At 66.0% G+C, this 16,466-nt stretch carries 11 protein-coding genes and 1 pseudogene; 4 read left to right on the top strand and 8 right to left on the bottom strand.

Annotation, left to right across the window (positions count from 1 at the left end; genetic code table 11):
- The first annotated feature begins 66 nt into the window (after window positions 1-66).
- Complete coding sequence (locus tag RKE25_RS08310; protein WP_311841770.1) at window positions 67-2,079, top strand: amidohydrolase family protein; 2,013 nt, start codon at window positions 67-69, stop codon at window positions 2,077-2,079.
- 66 nt (window positions 2,080-2,145) lie between these two features.
- Window positions 2,146-2,595: a nuclear transport factor 2 family protein gene (locus RKE25_RS08305; protein WP_311841769.1), complete on the top strand. Its 450-nt coding sequence runs from the start codon at window positions 2,146-2,148 to the stop codon at window positions 2,593-2,595.
- An 830-nt stretch (window positions 2,596-3,425) separates the two neighbouring features.
- Here the strand turns inward: RKE25_RS08305 and RKE25_RS08300 are convergent.
- Complete coding sequence (locus RKE25_RS08300) at window positions 3,426-6,080, bottom strand: M1 family metallopeptidase (protein ID WP_311841768.1); 2,655 nt, start codon at window positions 6,078-6,080, stop codon at window positions 3,426-3,428.
- A 786-nt stretch (window positions 6,081-6,866) separates the two neighbouring features.
- Between RKE25_RS08300 and RKE25_RS08295 the strand changes: the two genes are divergently transcribed.
- Window positions 6,867-8,771: a PKD domain-containing protein gene (locus RKE25_RS08295; protein ID WP_311841767.1), complete on the top strand. Its 1,905-nt coding sequence runs from the start codon at window positions 6,867-6,869 to the stop codon at window positions 8,769-8,771.
- Between the two features lie 150 nt (window positions 8,772-8,921).
- On the opposite strand, the gene RKE25_RS08290 is transcribed toward RKE25_RS08295, so the two are convergent.
- On the bottom strand, window positions 8,922-9,677 hold the full coding sequence (locus tag RKE25_RS08290; protein WP_311841766.1) for a DeoR/GlpR family DNA-binding transcription regulator: 756 nt from the start codon (window positions 9,675-9,677) through the stop codon (window positions 8,922-8,924).
- Window positions 9,678-9,759: 82 nt separating this feature from the next.
- Between RKE25_RS08290 and RKE25_RS08285 the strand changes: the two are divergent.
- Window positions 9,760-10,347: pseudogene (locus RKE25_RS08285) on the top strand (NUDIX domain-containing protein).
- 341 nt (window positions 10,348-10,688) lie between these two features.
- Here the strand turns inward: RKE25_RS08285 and RKE25_RS08280 are convergent.
- The 6 genes from RKE25_RS08280 to hflK all read right to left on the bottom strand — a co-directional run bounded on the left by RKE25_RS08280 (window position 10,689) and on the right by hflK (window position 16,435).
- Complete coding sequence (locus RKE25_RS08280) at window positions 10,689-11,702, bottom strand: SDR family oxidoreductase (RefSeq protein ID WP_311841765.1); 1,014 nt, start codon at window positions 11,700-11,702, stop codon at window positions 10,689-10,691.
- Window positions 11,703-11,800: 98 nt separating this feature from the next.
- Window positions 11,801-12,400 (bottom strand): hypothetical protein, encoded by a 600-nt coding sequence (locus RKE25_RS08275; protein WP_311841764.1) that lies wholly within the window; start codon window positions 12,398-12,400, stop codon window positions 11,801-11,803.
- A gap of 445 nt (window positions 12,401-12,845) precedes the next feature.
- Complete coding sequence (locus RKE25_RS08270) at window positions 12,846-14,138, bottom strand: adenylosuccinate synthase (RefSeq protein WP_311841763.1); 1,293 nt, start codon at window positions 14,136-14,138, stop codon at window positions 12,846-12,848.
- 74 nt (window positions 14,139-14,212) lie between these two features.
- Complete coding sequence (locus RKE25_RS08265) at window positions 14,213-14,398, bottom strand: DUF2065 domain-containing protein (protein ID WP_311841762.1); 186 nt, start codon at window positions 14,396-14,398, stop codon at window positions 14,213-14,215.
- A gap of 13 nt (window positions 14,399-14,411) precedes the next feature.
- Window positions 14,412-15,278 carry a protease modulator HflC gene (gene hflC / locus RKE25_RS08260; RefSeq protein ID WP_311841761.1) on the bottom strand — a complete coding sequence of 289 codons (867 nt, stop codon included), beginning with the start codon at window positions 15,276-15,278 and terminating at the stop codon, window positions 14,412-14,414.
- Window positions 15,275-16,435, bottom strand: a complete 1,161-nt coding sequence (gene hflK, locus RKE25_RS08255) for an FtsH protease activity modulator HflK (RefSeq protein WP_311841760.1) — start codon at window positions 16,433-16,435, stop codon at window positions 15,275-15,277. The genes hflC and hflK overlap by 4 nt, the downstream gene beginning before the upstream one ends.
- Between the last annotated feature and the right edge of the window lie 31 nt (window positions 16,436-16,466).

Here is a 16,466-nt window from a genome sequence, read left to right as displayed (position 1 = left end):
TCGCGCCGGGGCTTGGCCTTCTCCGCCCCGGCCCATGCCGATCGCGCCGCAGCCCAGGGAGCCACCATGCAGCACCCATCCGCTCGTTCGCTCACCCTCGCCGCCCTGCTCGTCCTTGCCCCGCTGCCTTTGTTCGCGCAGACGCCGGCCGGCGAACAAGGCAACTTCGTGCTGCACAAGTTCGCCCGCGCCATCGGCAAGGAGAGCTATACGATTTCCCAGGACCAGGGACGGCTCGTCCTGCGCTCGGATTTCAGCTTCAAGGACCGCGGCACCGAAGTGCCGCTGAAGACCGAGTTCACCGCCATCGACGCGGCCCATCCGCTTTCACTGAGCAGTGAAGGCAACTCCTCGCGCCAGTCGCCGATGCACGACCGCTTCACCCTCGACCCCAAAACGCAACGCGTCACCCTGGTGCGCGACGGCAAGACCAGCGACTACCCGGCTACGGACGCCACCTTTCTGGTGGACGGCTATTCGCCCGTCGCCATGCAGCAGATGCTGTTGCGCTACTGGCTGGCCAAGGGAAAGCCGGAACGCATCGCGGTACCGCCGGATGGCGAAGTGCGGATCCAGTCCGCCGGCGACCTGGAGATCCAGGCCAACGGCAAGCCGGTGAAGCTGCACGGCTACGTGATCAGCGGCCTGGTCTGGGGCAACGAGACCGCCTGGCTGGACGACCAGCAGAAGCTGGCCGCGGTGGTCACCACCGACAGCGAGTTCGATCATTTCGAAGCCGTGCGCGAAGGCTACGAAGCCTCGCTGCCCACCTTCATCCAGCGCGCCGCCGCCAACAACCTGGAGGCGTTGGCGAAGCTCACTGAAAAAGCCAAGCGACCGGCCTCGAAGAAACTCGTCGTCACCCACGCCACCCTGATCGACGGCACCGGCGCGCCGGCAAAGCGCAATGCATCCGTGTATGTGGAAGACGGCCGCATCGTGCGCATCGATACTTCCGGCGCGGCACCCAAGTCCGAGCCCGGCCTGGATGTGCTCGACGGCACCGGCAAATTCCTCATTCCCGGGTTGTGGGACATGCACGCGCATTACGAGCAGGTGGAATGGGGCCCGATCTACCTCGCCGCCGGCGTCACTACCGTGCGCGACTGCGGCAACGAGTTCGACTACATCACCACCGTGCGCGACGCCATCCAGTCCGGCCGCGGCATCGGCCCGCGCCTGCTGGTGGCCGGCATCGTGGACGGCAGCGGTCCGATCGCGCTGGGCGCCGTCACGGCCGACACGCCGGAGGAAGCGCGCGCGGTAGTGCGGCGCTACAAGGAAGCTGGCGCCGTGCAGATCAAGATCTACAGCAGCATGAAGCCGGCTTTAGTGCCGGTGATCGCCGAGGAGGCGCACAAGCTCGGCCTCACCGTGACCGGCCACGTGCCCGAGGGCATGACCACCGCGCAGGCGGTCGAGGCGGGCTACGACGGCATCAATCACATCCATTTCGTCACGCGCGATTTGCTGCACATGCGGCGTGGCGAACCGCTGCCGCAGCCCGACTTCACCACACCCGACGCCAAACGCCAGCTGGCCCTGTTCAAACGGCACCGCACGGTATTCGACGACACCACCGCGCTGTTCGAGTTGATGACGCACCCGGCCAGCACGCCCATCGATACGTTCGAACCCGGCATCGACCATGTGGCCAAACCGCTGGCCGCGGCGTTGAACGGGATCGGGGCATCGCCGGAAGACGTCGAGAAGTCCCGCAAGCGTTACGAATTGCTGCTCGCCACGCTGCGCGAACTGCACCGCCAGGGACTGACGATCGTCGCCGGCACCGACCAGGCTATACCCGGCTATTCGCTGCACCGCGAACTGGAGATCTACGTGCAGGCAGGCTTCACGCCGATGGAGGCACTGCAGGCCGCGTCCAGCGTGCCCGCACGGGTGCTCGGCCTGGACAAAGAGGTCGGTACGCTGCAGGTGGGCAAGCGCGCGGACATGCTGCTGCTGGACGGAGATCCCCTGGCAGACATCCGCAACACGCGGCGCATCGCCAAGACGATCGCGGACGGCAGCGTCTATGACCCCGCACCGCTGTGGGAGTCCGTGGGCTTTACGCCGTAAATCGATGCACTGATCCGCCTAGCTGACGAGCGTCAGCGGATGTCCCTTGCCACCAGGAGTCACGCCATGCGCAAGACCTTTGCCTTCCTGCTCGCCACGCTGCTGCTCATCCCTTGCGCCCACGCGACCGACGAGGCCATGGCGATCCGCGACGTCCTCGCCGCCCAGCAAGCCGCGTGGAACCGCGGCGACCTCGATAGCTTCGTGCGACCCTACAAAGACGCACCGGATACCACCTTCATCGGCTCCACCATCCGCCAGGGCTACGCGCGCATCCTGGAAAGCTACAAGAAGCACTACGCCACCAAGGAGCAGATGGGCACGCTCACCTACTCCGACATCGACGTCCGCCTGCTCCCCTGCCCCGACGGCCAGTCTCACTACGCCGCCGTCACCGGCCGCTTCCACCTCGACCGCACCGCGCACGGCGCTGCTCCCAAAGACGACGGGGTGTTCTCGTTGCTGTGGGAGAAGACTGCCGATGGTTGGAAAATCGTGTTGGACCATAGCTCGTGATGCGATGCTGGCACGCGGAGTGAGCGGGTCACAGAAGGCGGTGACGAGCTGAGGGCGTGAGGCGCGCCATACGCTGTTGGGGTTCGTAAGCGCACGCCTGGCATCTCAGACGATGTCGCAAGCACCCACCCCTCATCCCGCCTTCTCTCCCACGGGGACTACCTTCGGGTCGCCCGGAGGGGAGAAGGAGAAGTGCGGTACCGAGGCAAAGCAAAAGCAAAAACAAGAGCGAGCGAAGCGACGCTCCGTCGCGCTCTTGATCTGCCGGGTTCCCTTCGCGGCGGTGAGGGCTGGACGATCAGGCCGCCGAAGGCGGGCGGGGACAGGACGTCCCCGCCTTTTCGATCAGGGCATGGATGCCCTGTCGAAAAGCCCGGCCAGCCCTCAACGCACCCGGAGCAGCGTAGGCTGCGGAGGGCGCCGCGCAGGGGGCCCTTTCTTCTTGGTTACTTCTTCTTTGGGCAAGCAAAGAAGAAGTAACTCGCTCTCCGGCAGGAGAGCGAAACCCTCGCCCTTTGGGCGAGACCAGACTGGCCGTAAGGCGACAACCGAGCCGTGTCGCGCTACTGGGTTTCGGCCTGCGCCGGAATGACGAGTGGATGGGGCGAAGCGCCCTTAGCATCCGTTGAGGTTCGCAGGCTCACCCCAACCTACGCCGCTCGCTTCACTCAGGCACGCAAGACGGCCAAGTGAAAAAGAGAGCCAACCTCTCTGGTTGAGTTCGGCCGCCAGCCGCGAGCCGCAACCCACGTCCCTGCCCAGCCACCACCAACCCAAAAAAAGAGGCCCGCTTACGCGGGCCCCAAAAACACAAACCACCAAGACAAACCTCAGCCACCGTGCTGCTTCAACCAAGCATCGATCGCCGGCATCCGCTCATTCTTCACCTTGATGCGATACTCGATGTTCGCCACCGCCGTATCCGCATCCCGGCGCGAACCCTCCGCCAGATACTTCTCGGCATACGCCTTCACCTTGCCCACCATCGCCGAGTCCAGCGAACGCGAAGCCAGCTGCGGGTAGTAGCGGCTACTGGCGCTGGAATCCACCTTCTTGTCCACCTCGGCCTTGTGCGCCACGGCGAAATCGAAAGCCAGTTCCGGATGCTGCATGGACACCGCGCTGATCATGCCGGCGCTGTTGGTGGCGCCCGGCTCGTCGGTCAGCGCCAGATCCAGTGCCTTCTGCGCCAGCGCCTTGTCGCGGCTGATCGACAGCAGGGTGTAGAGCTGGTCCTTCACCAGCGGCGTCTTCTCGGCCTTGGCCATCGCATGCAGGCGATCCCAGGTCGCGGCGTCCGCATTGCGGGCGACCACGCCGAGGATGGTACGGCGCAGGGCCGGCGGCATGGCCTTGGGATCCTTGTCCTGCGCGTCGAAGCGGCGGCGCGCTTCCTTCAGCACGGACGGATCGCCCAGGTTGCCCAGCGTGCCGATCAGCTGCGTGCGCAGGATCTTCACCGGATAGGCCTCGCCTTCCTTCGGCTCCCAGCCCACGCGGATGAAGGCCGGACCCAGCTTGGCGATGGCGAACTTGCGGAACGCCGCCTGGCGTGCCGCGTCGCCTTCGTAATAGCCGTCCAGACCGCTGAGATCGCCGGCGATGTCGCCCCAGATCTGCGGATCGGCGTCTTTCGGCGTCGCCTGCACCAAGTCGAGGAAGTCGGACGACGGGCGCAGCCCGGCCATGCCCAGGGCCCAGGTATCGCCCAGCATGCCGAGCTGGTCGATCGGCGGCAGCTTGGCGAAGCTGTCCTTCAGCGCAGCGAACTGCTCGGCGCCGTACAGCGTGCGGTAGTAGCCGCTCTGGCCGGCATTGACCACCACGGCGCCGCAACCGGGCACTTCCAGAGTGGCCTTGCCGCCGGTGACCAGCGTGCGGGCGGGCGCGCCGCCGAGGGCCTGCGCGATCACCGGCACGCGCCAGGACAGCGGCTTCTTGTCAGGGCGGTCACGGGTGAACTCGCCCTGGCTCAGCTGCAGCGTGGTCTTGCCGCCGGCGCAGGTGGCCGAGTCCACCTTGATCAGCGGGATGCCCGGCTGCAGGGTGAAGTCGTGGGCGACGTCGGTGATGGGCTTCTTCGAAGCGGTCTCGATCGCGCGCCACAGGTCGTCGGACACTGTGTTGCCGTACGCGTGCTGCTTCATGTACAGGCGCACGCCATCGCGCCACGCGTCGGAACCGACATAGCCTTCCAGCATGCCGATCACCGCCTGGCCCTTGGAATAGGTGATGGCGTCGAAAGCCTGGCTGGCCTGCTCCACCGTCTCCACGTGCTGCACGATCGGATGCGTGGTGGCGATGGCGTCACGGCCCATCGCACCTTCACGCACGTCCACCTGCTCCAGCTTGGTGTTCCATTCCGGATGCAGCTTTTCGGTGGTGCGGGCTTCCATCCACGAAGCGAAACCTTCGTTGAGCCACAGGTCGTCCCACCAGCGCATGGTCACCAGGTCGCCGAACCACTGGTGCGCCATCTCGTGCGCCTGCACGGAGAACACGTTCTGCTTGTCGGCCTGGGTGGAGATGGTGGGGTCGAGCAGCAGCACGTATTCGAAGGTGTAGATCGCGCCCCAGTTCTCCATTGCGCCGAAGAACTGGCTGCGGCCCGGCGAGGCGATGTTGTCCAGCTTGGGCAGCGGATACGGCGTGCCGAAATAGTCGTTGTACTCGGCCAGGATGGTCTTGGCCGAATCCAGCGCGAAGCTCGCCTGCGACAGCAGGCCCTTCTGCGTGACCACGCCGACTTCGGTCTTGCCCGCCATCGCGGTGGCGCGGTCGAAGTCGCCCAGGCCGAAGAACAGCAGGTACGTGGACATCTTGGGCGACGGCTGGAACTGCACCGTCACCAGGCCATTGCCGGCGTCACTCTTCTTGGCGACCGGCATGTTGCTCACGGCCATCTGGTCCGCCGGCACGGTCGCGGTCAGATTGAAAGTGGCCTTGTAGTTCGGCTCGTCCCACGAAGGAATGAAGCGGCGGGCGTCCGAGTTCTCGAACTGCGTGTACAGCGCGCGCTTCTTGCCGGCCTTGGTGTCGTAGTCGATGGCGAACAGGCCGTTGGCCTGGGTACCGATCTTGCCGGTATAGGTCATGGCCAGCGTGTAGCTGCCCTTGGCCAGCGGCTTGTCGAAGCTGAAGGTGGCAGTCTGCTTTTCTTCGTCCACGGCCACCTTGGCCGTCAGCGCCTTGCCGCCGGCCGGCGTCAGGGTGGCTTCCGAGAAGCTCATGCCGAGCGCGTTGAGCGTGATGCTGCTGGTCGATTCGAGCACATCCACCTTGATGGCGACCTTGCCGTCGAAAGCCAGCTTGTCCGCATGCGGCGTCACCGCCACGTCGTAGTGCGTGGGGCGCACGCTGCGCGGCAGCTGGGTGATGGTGGTCTGTTCGACGCTGTGCTTGGCCGCGGGTACGGCGGCGACGGCGCTCAGAGAGGCCGTCGCGAACGCCAGGGCGATCGCGGAAACCAGGGTGCTACGGCGCATGTCAGCTCCTTGAATAGAAATGGGGACCGGCGAAGCCGGGATGATCCTTGGGAAGACCGGCGACATTCCCCCCTTGGCCGGCCATTCCCCTGATGGTCGCCGCCTGCGCGGGCCGGCGGCAGGCCCGGAAGTCATGTAGCCATGCAGCTATGAGCCTGGCGCCCGCCGATGGCCTGAAAAGACCAAGACATGAAAGACGGCGGCTTCTGCTCGGAAGGCCCGATCGGCCCTTGGATCGTTCTACGCCGGAAAAGCGCTTCGTGATCCTCATCGCATTTTCCATGACGTAATTAATTACCGCGGAAAGCGAATATCCGAAAAATTCTCTCCACGCCTTTTTCACCCAACGCGAAAGCTTCGCGCAAAGCTGGAATTCAGGCCCTCGGCAGCTCGCGTCGCTGCTGGCTCGCATCTGCAATGAAAACGGCTTCGGGAATTATTCTCGCCGCAAGAAAGGCGCGCAATTAATTGCGCCACTCAAAAATCGCACACAGGATTAGCCGCGCATTATCCATAACGCCCAAAAATCCGATTGACCGCGACGGTCCCGGTATTTATATCGTCGTCAATTCGCCAACCCGGGGAGGGGTTGACGGATATTCCGGAAGGAAGCGCCGCACGGGCACGCGCCGCGTCCACTGCTGTCAGGGGAAAGCAGTCCGGAATTCGCGGGGAGCATCAGTACCAAGACCGGCGCAAGTCGGAGCAAACACTCGTGCATGGGGTCCGCGCGGCCGCATCGGGCGCGCTCGTCCCTGAAAACCTCAACTGGGGAGTCATTCACTCATGAAAGCACGTTCCAACGCGGTAACCGCCATGGCACTGACCGCCATGACCGCGCTGCTCGCCTTCGCGGGCAGCGCAATCGCCGCCGGCGCCAGCAGCGCATCGGCCGGGGCGAATCCCACCAGCGGAACCGAAAACCCTTACGCCCCCAACTATGCGCACTCGTACCGCCATGGCGCAGTGCCGACGCGCGAAGCGCACAGCCGCATGCAGCAATGGAATGCTCTGCACGCGGCGACCACGGCGGCCACCGGCACGCAGACGCTCAGCTACGGTGGAGGCGTCGACGGCATCGGCGTCACCAGCGGCACGCCGAAGGTCTACCTCGTGGTGTACGGCACGCAGTGGGGCACGGCGAGCACTGACGCCAGCGGCAACATGACCTTGTCCGGCGATTCCGCCGGCGCCGTGCCCTATCTGCAGAAGATGTTCAAAGGCCTCGGCACCAACGGTGAACTCTGGTCCGGCGTAATGACGCAGTACTGCGACGGTTCCGGCGTGGCGTCCGGCGCCACCTCGTGCCCGAGCAGCGGCGTATCCTTCGTCGGCTATCCGACCGGCGGCGCCACGCTGGCTGGCATCTGGTACGACAACTCGGCGGCGTCGCCCAGTAACGCCACGGCCGCCCAGCTCGCCCAGGAAGCGGTGAAGGCCGCGGCGCACTTCGGCAACACCACCGCCGCGTCCAACCGCTACGTGCAGTACGTCATCCTGTCGCCCACCGGCACGCACCCGGACGGTTTCAACACCTCCAGCGGCCAGTTCTGCGCATGGCACGACTACAACGGCGACGCAGGCGTGAGCTCGCCATACGGCGATATCGCCTTCACCAACATGCCCTACGTGCTCGACATGGGTTCCAGCTGCGGCCAGAACTTCGTCAACAGCGGCACCGCGGGCAACCTGGACGGATTCTCGCTGGTGGAAGGCCACGAGTACGCCGAGACCATCACCGACCAGAACCCGGCCGGCGGCTGGACCAACCACACCGGCTCAAGCTACAACGGCCAGGAGAACGCCGACGAGTGCGCGTGGATCAGCTCCGGCCAGGGCGCAAGCGCCAACGTCAGCATGAATACCGGCAGCTTCGCCATGCAAGGCACCTGGTCGAACGACACCAACCGCTGCGACATCTCGCACCCGATCGTGGGCGGCGGTGGCGGCACCGGTGGCACACCGACGGCCAACTTCAGCTTCGTCACCAGTGGCCTGACCGCCACCTTCACCGACAGCTCCACCGACAGCGGCGGCACCATCGGCTCGCATTCGTGGACTTTCGGCGACGGCGGCACCTCCACCGCCACCAACCCGAGCCACACCTACGCGGCCGCCGGTACCTACACGGTGACCGAGACGGTGACCGACAGCACCAGCGGCAAGACCAGCTCCAAGAGCGCCTCGGTAACTGTGAGCAGTGGCGGCGGCGCGACCCAGCTGCTGGGCAACCCGGGCTTCGAGACCGGTTCGGCGACGCCGTGGTCGATGAGTTCCGGCGTGTTGTGCAGCAATAGCAGCTGCAGTGGCGAGACCGCGCATGGCGGCACCTGGTTCGCGTGGATGGACGGCTACGGCAGCAGCCATACCGACACTGTCTCGCAATCGGTGGCCATCCCCAGCGGCAAGACCTCCGCGACGCTGACGTTCTACCTGCACGTCGACACGGCCGAGACCACCACCTCGACCGCGTACGACAAGCTCAACGTGCAGGTGCTCAACAGCAGCGGCACGGTGCTGAAGACGCTGGCGACGTACTCCAACCTCAACGCCGCGTCGGGTTATGCCCAGAAGACGTTCGATCTCAGCGCGTACATCGGCCAGACCGTGACCATCAAGTTCACGGGCACCGAGGACAGCTCGCTGCAGACCTCGTTCGTGCTGGACGACGTCAACCTCAACGTGCAGTGAAAAAGTGAAAAGGGGCCCGGTCGATGACCGGGCCCCATTTCTTTTCGATGTGGGTTGGGGTGCACCGTAGGCGAATTCGACATCGTGGCGTCAGATATGCCCTGTCGACGTCAGCCTCCGGCTTACACCAACGCCATGGATTGGCTACCTCTACGCACGCACGATCGCCATCCCCAACGCCTCGAACGGCGCGACCACCGCCTCCGGCGTGTCCCCCTCGACCACCAGCGTCTGCACCGCCTGCACCGGCGCGATCACGTAGGGCGATGCCGCGTGCAGTTTCTCCGCGGAAGCCAGCACCACCACCTCCGCCGCTTGTTCGATCAGCGCGCGCTTCACGCTCGCCTCCTCGAAATCGCCGGTGCTGAGGCCCGCCGTGGGATGCACGCCGGTGACGCCCATGAAGTAGAGCTCCGCGCGCACGCGGGCGATCGCCTCCATGGCCGCCGCGCCCACTGCCACCACCGAATGCTTGAACAAGCGGCCGCCGATCAGCACCACCTCGATGCCCGGGTGTTCGACCAGTTCCACGGCGATGCTCGGGCTGTGCGTGATCACCGTGGCCTGCAACGTGGGCGGCAGGCTGCGTGCCAGTTGCACGCAGGTGGTGCCGCCGTCGATGAAGACCACCTGGCCCGGCTGCACCATCGCCGCCGCGCGGCGCGCGATGGCCGACTTCGCTTCGGGCCCGATCTGCTGCCGGTGCGCGAAGTCCGCCATCGCCGGCGACGCCGGTAGTGCGCCGCCATGCACGCGCTGCAGCAGGCCTTCCGCGGCCAGTTCGCGCAGGTCGCGCCGGACGGTGTCCTCCGAGACGCCGAAAGCTTCGCTCAGGGTTTTGGCGACGACCTGCCCGTCCCGTTTCAGGGCGGCAAGGATGGCTTGCTTGCGCTGGCTGGTCAGCATGGTGTCTGCACAAAATTCATTGACATTGCACGAAACTGCACGATACGTTACCTGACGCCCCCCTGTCCAGCCGGAAATCCCCATGTCCACCACCGCCGAACGGGTCCGCGTGATCGACAGCCAGGTGCTGTCGAACGATTGGTACCTGCTCAAGAAAACCGTCTACGACTTCCGCCGCGCCGACGGCACCTGGCAGCGCCAGCAGCGCGAGACCTACGATCGCGGCAACGGCGCCGCCCTGCTCCTCTATCAGCGCGACACGCGCCGCGTGGTGCTGGTGCGCTAGTTCCGCTTCCCCTGCTTCGTCAACGGCCACGACGGCATGCTGATCGAAGCGCCCGCCGGCCTGCTCGACCAGGCCACGCCCGAGGAGCGCATCCGCGCGGAGGCGGAGGAAGAAACCGGCTACCGCATCGGCGAAGTGCGCAAGGTGTTCGAGGCCTTCATGAGCCCAGGCTCGGTCACCGAAAAGCTGCACTTCTTCGTGGCCGAATACGACGCCTCGCAGAAGGTTGGCGATGGCGGTGGCCTCGAGGGCGAAGGCGAGGATATCGAAGTGCTGGAACTGCCCTTCGACGAAGCCATGGGCATGGTCCGCCAGGGCGAGATCGTCGACGGCAAGACCATCATGCTGCTGCAGTACGCAGCGATGCATATGTTCGCGGCCTGATCCACCGCACGCACGCCACAAAAAAAGCAGGGCCGCCCAACACGGCCCTGCTTCTGTCGGAATAGGTCCGTCGACGTGGGGATGGCACCGCTCGGGTAACGGCGCCCACGTGACGGAGGGGGAGAAACCAATCGCGAGCCGAAGTCACTGGAGCACTCCGACCCGCTGACCATCTTCGGCCGCCTGGAACCGACCATGGCTGCGCGCAACCATAGGTTGCGTTTGCCCTGCGGACTTTTATCTACCTCACAAAGCAGTCAACGCACGGCCTTTTCACCAAGGCAATGCCGCCGTTTGTGCAAGGGCGCACAACCGTTTCACGCGCTGGATCGCATCGCTCTTCACGGCGCCTTGGCGCCGGACGCACCGAAGACTTGACCCGTGATGTACGTCCCCTCGCTGGATGCAAGTGCGACGTAGATCGGCGCCAGCTCCGCCGGCTGGCCGGGGCGGCCGAACGGCGTATCTGCGCCGAAGCGCTTCAGGTTCTCCTTAGTCTGCCCACCGCTCACTTGCAGCGGTGTCCAGAACGGTCCGGGAGCGACCGCATTCACGCGAATGCCATGCTTGATCACTTGCTTGGCCAGCGACTTGGTGAACGCGATGATGCCGGCCTTGGTCATCGAATAATCGAGCAGGTTCTCTGGCGGGTCGTATGCTGTCACCGACGCAGTGTTGACGATGGCACCGCCTGCGGGCATGTGTTCCAGCGCGGCCCTGGTGATCCAGAACATCGCGTAGAGGTTGGTCTTGAGCGTCCAGTCGAACTGATCGGTGGGAATGTCGGCGATGGAGAGATGGCTCTGCTGCCGCGCCGCATTGTTGACCAGCAGATCGAGCCCGCCCAGCCCTTGCACCGCCTTTTGCACCAGCTCGCGGCAGAACGCCTCCTCGCGGATGTCGCCCGGCAGAGCCACAGCCTTGCGATTTTCCTTGCGGATCAGCTCGATCACTTCCTTGGCGTCTTCCTCCTCCGCCGGCAGGTAAGCGATGGCGACGTCCGCGCCTTCGCGCGCGAACGCAATCGCCGCCGCGCGTCCGATGCCGGAATCGCCACCGGTGATCAGCGCGCGGCGTCCCTGCAGCCGCCCGCTGCCGCGATAACTCGTCTCGCCGTGGTCCGGCTTCGGTTGCATCCGGCTGGCCAACCCGGGCCATGGCTGACTCTGTTCGGCGAACGGAGGTTGTGGGTAGCCCTTGCGCGGGTCGGACAGCGGCTTGGCCGCACCGTCGACGGCTACCCTCGCCTGCGGCTCAGCGAAGATCGGCGGCACGACCGACGCCGCGAAACCGAGCGAGGCGCCCTGCACCACGCGGCGACGGGAGGATGAGAAATCGTTGGGCATATCGGCCATCTCCTTTGTTGCGTGGATCGAACGGCACGTCTGCATCGAGCGAAGGTCCCGACGGCGCGCGCCAAATCAAACGCGGTCGGCGCGCCAACGACGCCCCGCTACCCACGATCCCCCGGCGTTCGATTCCGCCCCGGTTGCGAACCCGGCGCAGGATCCGCCGCTCCCGAGGGATTTTGCGGCGCACCGCCACCCGGCTCCTGTACCTTGCGCTCCTCCAGCTGCTGCGCCATATCCTCGCGCGTTCCGCCGGACTGATAACTCGCGCCCACGTGCGGCTCCGACGCCTCGCTGTCGGGATCCACCGGCTGTCCCTGCGTCTGCTTGCCTTCGCTTTCATCGAACGGCCGATGCGTTTTCGCCTGCCCTGTCCCGCTGCGCCCGCTGACACCATCTTCCGGTGCTGTCGCCTGCTCCGGCGCCAGATCCGCCGGCTGCGCCGATGTACTGGCAGGCACATGCTGGCCGTCGTCGCCCGTAAAGCCCGACGCTTCGCCAGCTTCGTCGCCGTCCTCCGTGACATGGTTCGACACACGCACGTGCTGCTTGCCGATCGGCCCGCTGGGAATACCCGTCTCCGGATTCATGTCGCGCCGACCAGCCACGGCCGCTTCATGCCCGATGCCACCTTGCGCCTGATCGCCGCGACGCGGCACCGTGTCGCGCTGCTTGTCGTCGCTGTGATTGCCTGTACTGCTCATGACGTCCGCTCCTGCCACGGGAGGGACGATGGTGATACGCGGGGGGTCAGCGTTGTGTGGAAAGGATGTGGTGGGGATGGAAGCGGACGACGAGCGGACAGGCGCTTGTCTGCTTGCCAACTGGACTGTACTGCCGAGCCATATCCAGTTTTGCAGATGCCATGGATGAGCATGAAAGAACCGTTGGCCAAGACCATGCCAATCTCGGGCATACCCGCCACAGGCGCGGCTCAGGTCTGGGCAAGCTATGCGGAAGATGCGCTGACGATGGCGTTACGTCGAAGTGCATGCTTTGCCACCAACCCTGGAAGACAAAAGAATTCTTCAGCGCAACGGCAGCCGAGCCCGGGAACGCAATGCATAAGACGAAGCCGTCCAGACGCGCCCACGCTCCAAAACAAAAAGGCCCCGAAGGGCCTTTTCGTCTAGCGAGCTCACGGAGCGATCAGGCGAACGGATCGTCCAGCACAATCGTGTCGTCACGATCCGCACCCGTCGCCACGATCGCCAGGCGGCAACCGGACAGCTCTTCCACCGCGCGCAGATAAGCGCGCGCCGCGGCCGGCAGCTTGTTCCAATCGCGGATGCCGGCGGTGGACTCTTCCCAGCCCGGGAATTCCAGGTACACCGGCTTGCACTCCGCCCAGCCATCCGCGTCCAGCGGGGCCAGTTCGCGGCGCTTGCCGCGGTATTCGTAGGCGATGCAGACCTTGATGGTGGGCAGGCCGTCGAGCACGTCGAGCTTGGTGATGGCCAGGCCATTGATGCCGTTGATCTGCACGGCGCGCTTGAGCGCCACCAGGTCGATCCAGCCGCAGCGGCGCGGGCGGCCGGTGCTGGCGCCGAACTCGTTGCCGACCTTGCGCAGGCGCTCGCCCATGTCGTCGTGCAGCTCGGTGGGGAACGGACCGCCGCCGACGCGGGTGGCGTAGGCCTTGCAGATGCCCAGCACGTAGTCGATGTCGCCCGCGCCCACGCCGGTGCCGGCGAGCGCGCCGCCGACGGTGGTGTTGGACGAGGTGACGTACGGGTAGGTGCCGTGGTCGATGTCCAGCAGCGCGCCCTGCGCGCCTTCGTACAGGATGTGCCCGCCTTCCTTGCGCACGTCGTGCAGGATGGTGGCGACGTCGTCGACCATCGGGCGGATGAACTCGCCATAGGCCAGCGCGTCGTCCAGCACCTGCTGGAAGTCCACCGGCTCGGCCTTCAGCCACTGGGTGAGGATGAAGTTGTGGTACTCGACGGCGGCCTTGATCTTCTCGGGCAACTCGTGCGGATACATCAGGTCGGCCACGCGCACGCTGCGGCGGGCGACCTTGTCCTCGTACGCCGGGCCGATGCCGCGGCCGGTGGTGCCGATGGCGCTCTTGCCGGCGGCGGCTTCGCGCGCCTTATCCACGGCGATGTGGTACGGCATGATCAGCGGCGTGGCCGGGCTGATCTTCAGGCGCGAGCGCACTTCCACGCCCTGGGCTTCCAGCTCCTCGATCTCCTGCTTCAGCGCCTGGGGCGAGAGCACCACGCCGTTGCCGATCAGGCAGAGCGCGTCGTCGCGCAGGATGCCGGAAGGAATCAGGTGCAGCACGGTCTTCTTGCCGCCGATGACCAGCGTGTGGCCGGCATTGTGGCCGCCCTGGAAGCGTGCGACCGCCCTCACCCGCTCGGTCAGCAGGTCGACGATCTTGCCCTTGCCTTCGTCGCCCCATTGCGCGCCGAGGATTACGACTGACTTGCCCATGATCTTCTCTCGTTGGTTGGCCCCATCGGGGGGCCGGAGGATGTTGAATCGAAAGCTTTACGGGCGGCGGCGCGTCAATGCACCAGCCGCAGGAACAGCAACCCGGCCGCCATGGCCACGGCGCCGAAGATCCGCAGGCGCCTGGGTTCCATTTTTAGCGCCTCGCGCGCCAGCGACTGCCAACCGCGCGGCGAGGCGAACAGCACCAGTCCCTCGATCACCAGCACGAGGCACAGCGCGGCGGCCAGGTCATGCGGCATGCACGGCCCGGCCTCAGCGCTTGCTCGCGCCGTCGTTGAAGTACTTCAGGAACTCCGAATCCGGCTTCAGCACCAGCACGCCCTTGCCGTCCTGGAACGAGGTGCGGTAAGCGCCGAGGCTGCGATAGAAGGCGAAGAATTCCGGATCCTGCCCATAGGCCTGCGCGTAGATGGCCGCGGCCTGGGCGTCGCCCTCGCCGCGGGTCTTGGCGGCATCGCGCTCGGCATCGGCCAGGATCACCTGGCGCTGGCGGTCGGCGTCGGCCTGGATGGTGTCGGCGGCCTGCTGGCCGGTGTAGCGCAATTCGTTGGCCAGCTGCGAGCGCTCGGCGCGCATGCGCTTGTAGACCGATTCGCTCACTTCGTCCGGCAGGTCGATGCGCTTGATGCGCACGTCGACCACGGCGATACCGAGGCTCTTGCGCGCGGCGTTGTCGGTCTGCTTGCGCACGCGCTCGGTGATGTCCTTGCGGCCGCCGGCGATCAATTCCTGCAGGGTGCGCGCATTGAACTCGAAGCGCAGTGCGTCCTTCACGATCGGCGACAGGCGGTTGGCGGCCTGCAGCTCGGCACCGGCGGTGGCGCGGTAGTAGACCGCGTTGTCGGCGATGCGCCACTTCACGTAGAAGTCGACGTTGACGCTCTTCTTCTCGGAGGTGAAATAGCGCTCCGGCTGCGCCTCCAGGGTGAGGATGCGGTTGTCGAACAGGATGGCCTGCTGGATCAGCGGCGCCTTGAAGTGCAGGCCCGGGGTGTCGCCCGTGCGCACGATGCGGCCGAACTGCAGCACCAGGGCGCTCTGCCCTTCGTGCACGACGTAGGCGCTGTTGAAGCCGAGCAGGACGGCGAGCGCGACGATGACGCCGGCGAGGAATTTCATGGCTGCTTCTCCTTGCCCGACGCATCGCTGGCGGCCGGCGCGACGGTGCCCACGCCCGGCAGGTCGCGCGCCGCGGCGCGGTCCAGCGGCAGATAGATCATGTTGCGGCCGTTGGTGCCGTCGAACACCTTGGAGGTGTTGGACATCACGTCCTCCACCGTTTCCAGCCACAGGCGGCGGCGCGTCACGTCGGGCGCGGCGCGGTATTCCTTGAGGATGAGCTCGAAGCGGGCGGCGTCGCCGGTGGCGCGGGCCACGCGCTCGGCGCTGTAACCCTGGGCGGCGGCGAGGATGCGCGCGGCTTCGCCCTTGGCCTCGGGGATCTTCTGGCTGGCGTAGGCGCGGGCCTTGTTCTCGGTGCCCTGCTTGTCTTCGCGCGCGGCGTTGACGTCGTCGAAGGCCTCCTTCACTTCCTGCGGCGGCGAGACGTTCTGGAAGCTGACGTCGGTGACGGCCAGGCCAGCGTCGTAGCTGTCGAGCGTGGCCTGGAGAATTTCGCGCGTCTGCTGCTGCAGCGTGTCGCGCGCCTGCTGGGCGGCGGCGGCCTGGGTGACCGCGGCCTGCGCAGCCGCCACCGGCGCGGCGGTGGTCGAGGGTGCGGCGGGCGTGGCGACCTGCTCGATCGTGGAGCTGGTGAGGATGTTGTCCATCACGTTGGCGCCGACCACGGAGCGCACCGCGGCCTCGGCAGCCTGGCGCAGCGTGTCTTCCGGCTGGCCGCTCAGCGAGAACAGGTACTTGCGCGCGTCGGAGACCTGGTACTGCACGTTGAAGTCGACCGAGATGATGTTCTCGTCGCTGGTAAGCATGCGCACCTTGTCGGACACCGAGCGGACCTCGGTGGTGCTGACCTTGGTGACGGTCTCGATCGGGCGCGGAAGCTTGAAGTGGAAGCCCGGCGGCAAAGTGCGCGCGTACTGGCCGAAGCGCAGCACCACGCCGGCCTGGCGGGCGTCGATGACGGTGTAGCTGCTGAGCAGCAGCGAGGCCAGCAACAGCGCCAGCACGATGGTGAGCACCCCGCCGGGGCCGCCGCCGAGGCGGGAAAGGCGGTTGCGAAGCTGCTTGAGGGTGTCGTCCAGGCCGGACTTGCCGGGCGTCTGTCGATTCTTGCCCCAGGGGTCGCGCTGCCCGTTACCGGGTTCGTTCCAGGCCATTGTCAGTCTCCTTGAGGCCGCTGGGAGGCCG

It is taken from the genome of Dyella sp. BiH032, from assembly GCF_031954525.1.
Taxonomy (GTDB): domain Bacteria; phylum Pseudomonadota; class Gammaproteobacteria; order Xanthomonadales; family Rhodanobacteraceae; genus Dyella_D.
Note: the sequence above shows the minus strand (reverse complement) of the source record. Positions and strands in the feature narration are given on the sequence as shown.

Coding starts and splice junctions, on each gene's coding strand:
- RKE25_RS08310 (WP_311841770.1), top strand. CDS start 67: ATGCAGCACCCATCCGCTCGTTCGCTCACCCTCGCCGCCCTGCTCGTC.
- RKE25_RS08305 (WP_311841769.1), top strand. CDS start 2,146: ATGCGCAAGACCTTTGCCTTCCTGCTCGCCACGCTGCTGCTCATCCCT.
- RKE25_RS08300 (WP_311841768.1), bottom strand. CDS start 6,080: ATGCGCCGTAGCACCCTGGTTTCCGCGATCGCCCTGGCGTTCGCGACG.
- RKE25_RS08295 (WP_311841767.1), top strand. CDS start 6,867: ATGAAAGCACGTTCCAACGCGGTAACCGCCATGGCACTGACCGCCATG.
- RKE25_RS08290 (WP_311841766.1), bottom strand. CDS start 9,677: ATGCTGACCAGCCAGCGCAAGCAAGCCATCCTTGCCGCCCTGAAACGG.
- RKE25_RS08280 (WP_311841765.1), bottom strand. CDS start 11,702: ATGGCCGATATGCCCAACGATTTCTCATCCTCCCGTCGCCGCGTGGTG.
- RKE25_RS08275 (WP_311841764.1), bottom strand. CDS start 12,400: ATGAGCAGTACAGGCAATCACAGCGACGACAAGCAGCGCGACACGGTG.
- RKE25_RS08270 (WP_311841763.1), bottom strand. CDS start 14,138: ATGGGCAAGTCAGTCGTAATCCTCGGCGCGCAATGGGGCGACGAAGGC.
- RKE25_RS08265 (WP_311841762.1), bottom strand. CDS start 14,398: ATGCCGCATGACCTGGCCGCCGCGCTGTGCCTCGTGCTGGTGATCGAG.
- hflC (WP_311841761.1), bottom strand. CDS start 15,278: ATGAAATTCCTCGCCGGCGTCATCGTCGCGCTCGCCGTCCTGCTCGGC.
- hflK (WP_311841760.1), bottom strand. CDS start 16,435: ATGGCCTGGAACGAACCCGGTAACGGGCAGCGCGACCCCTGGGGCAAG.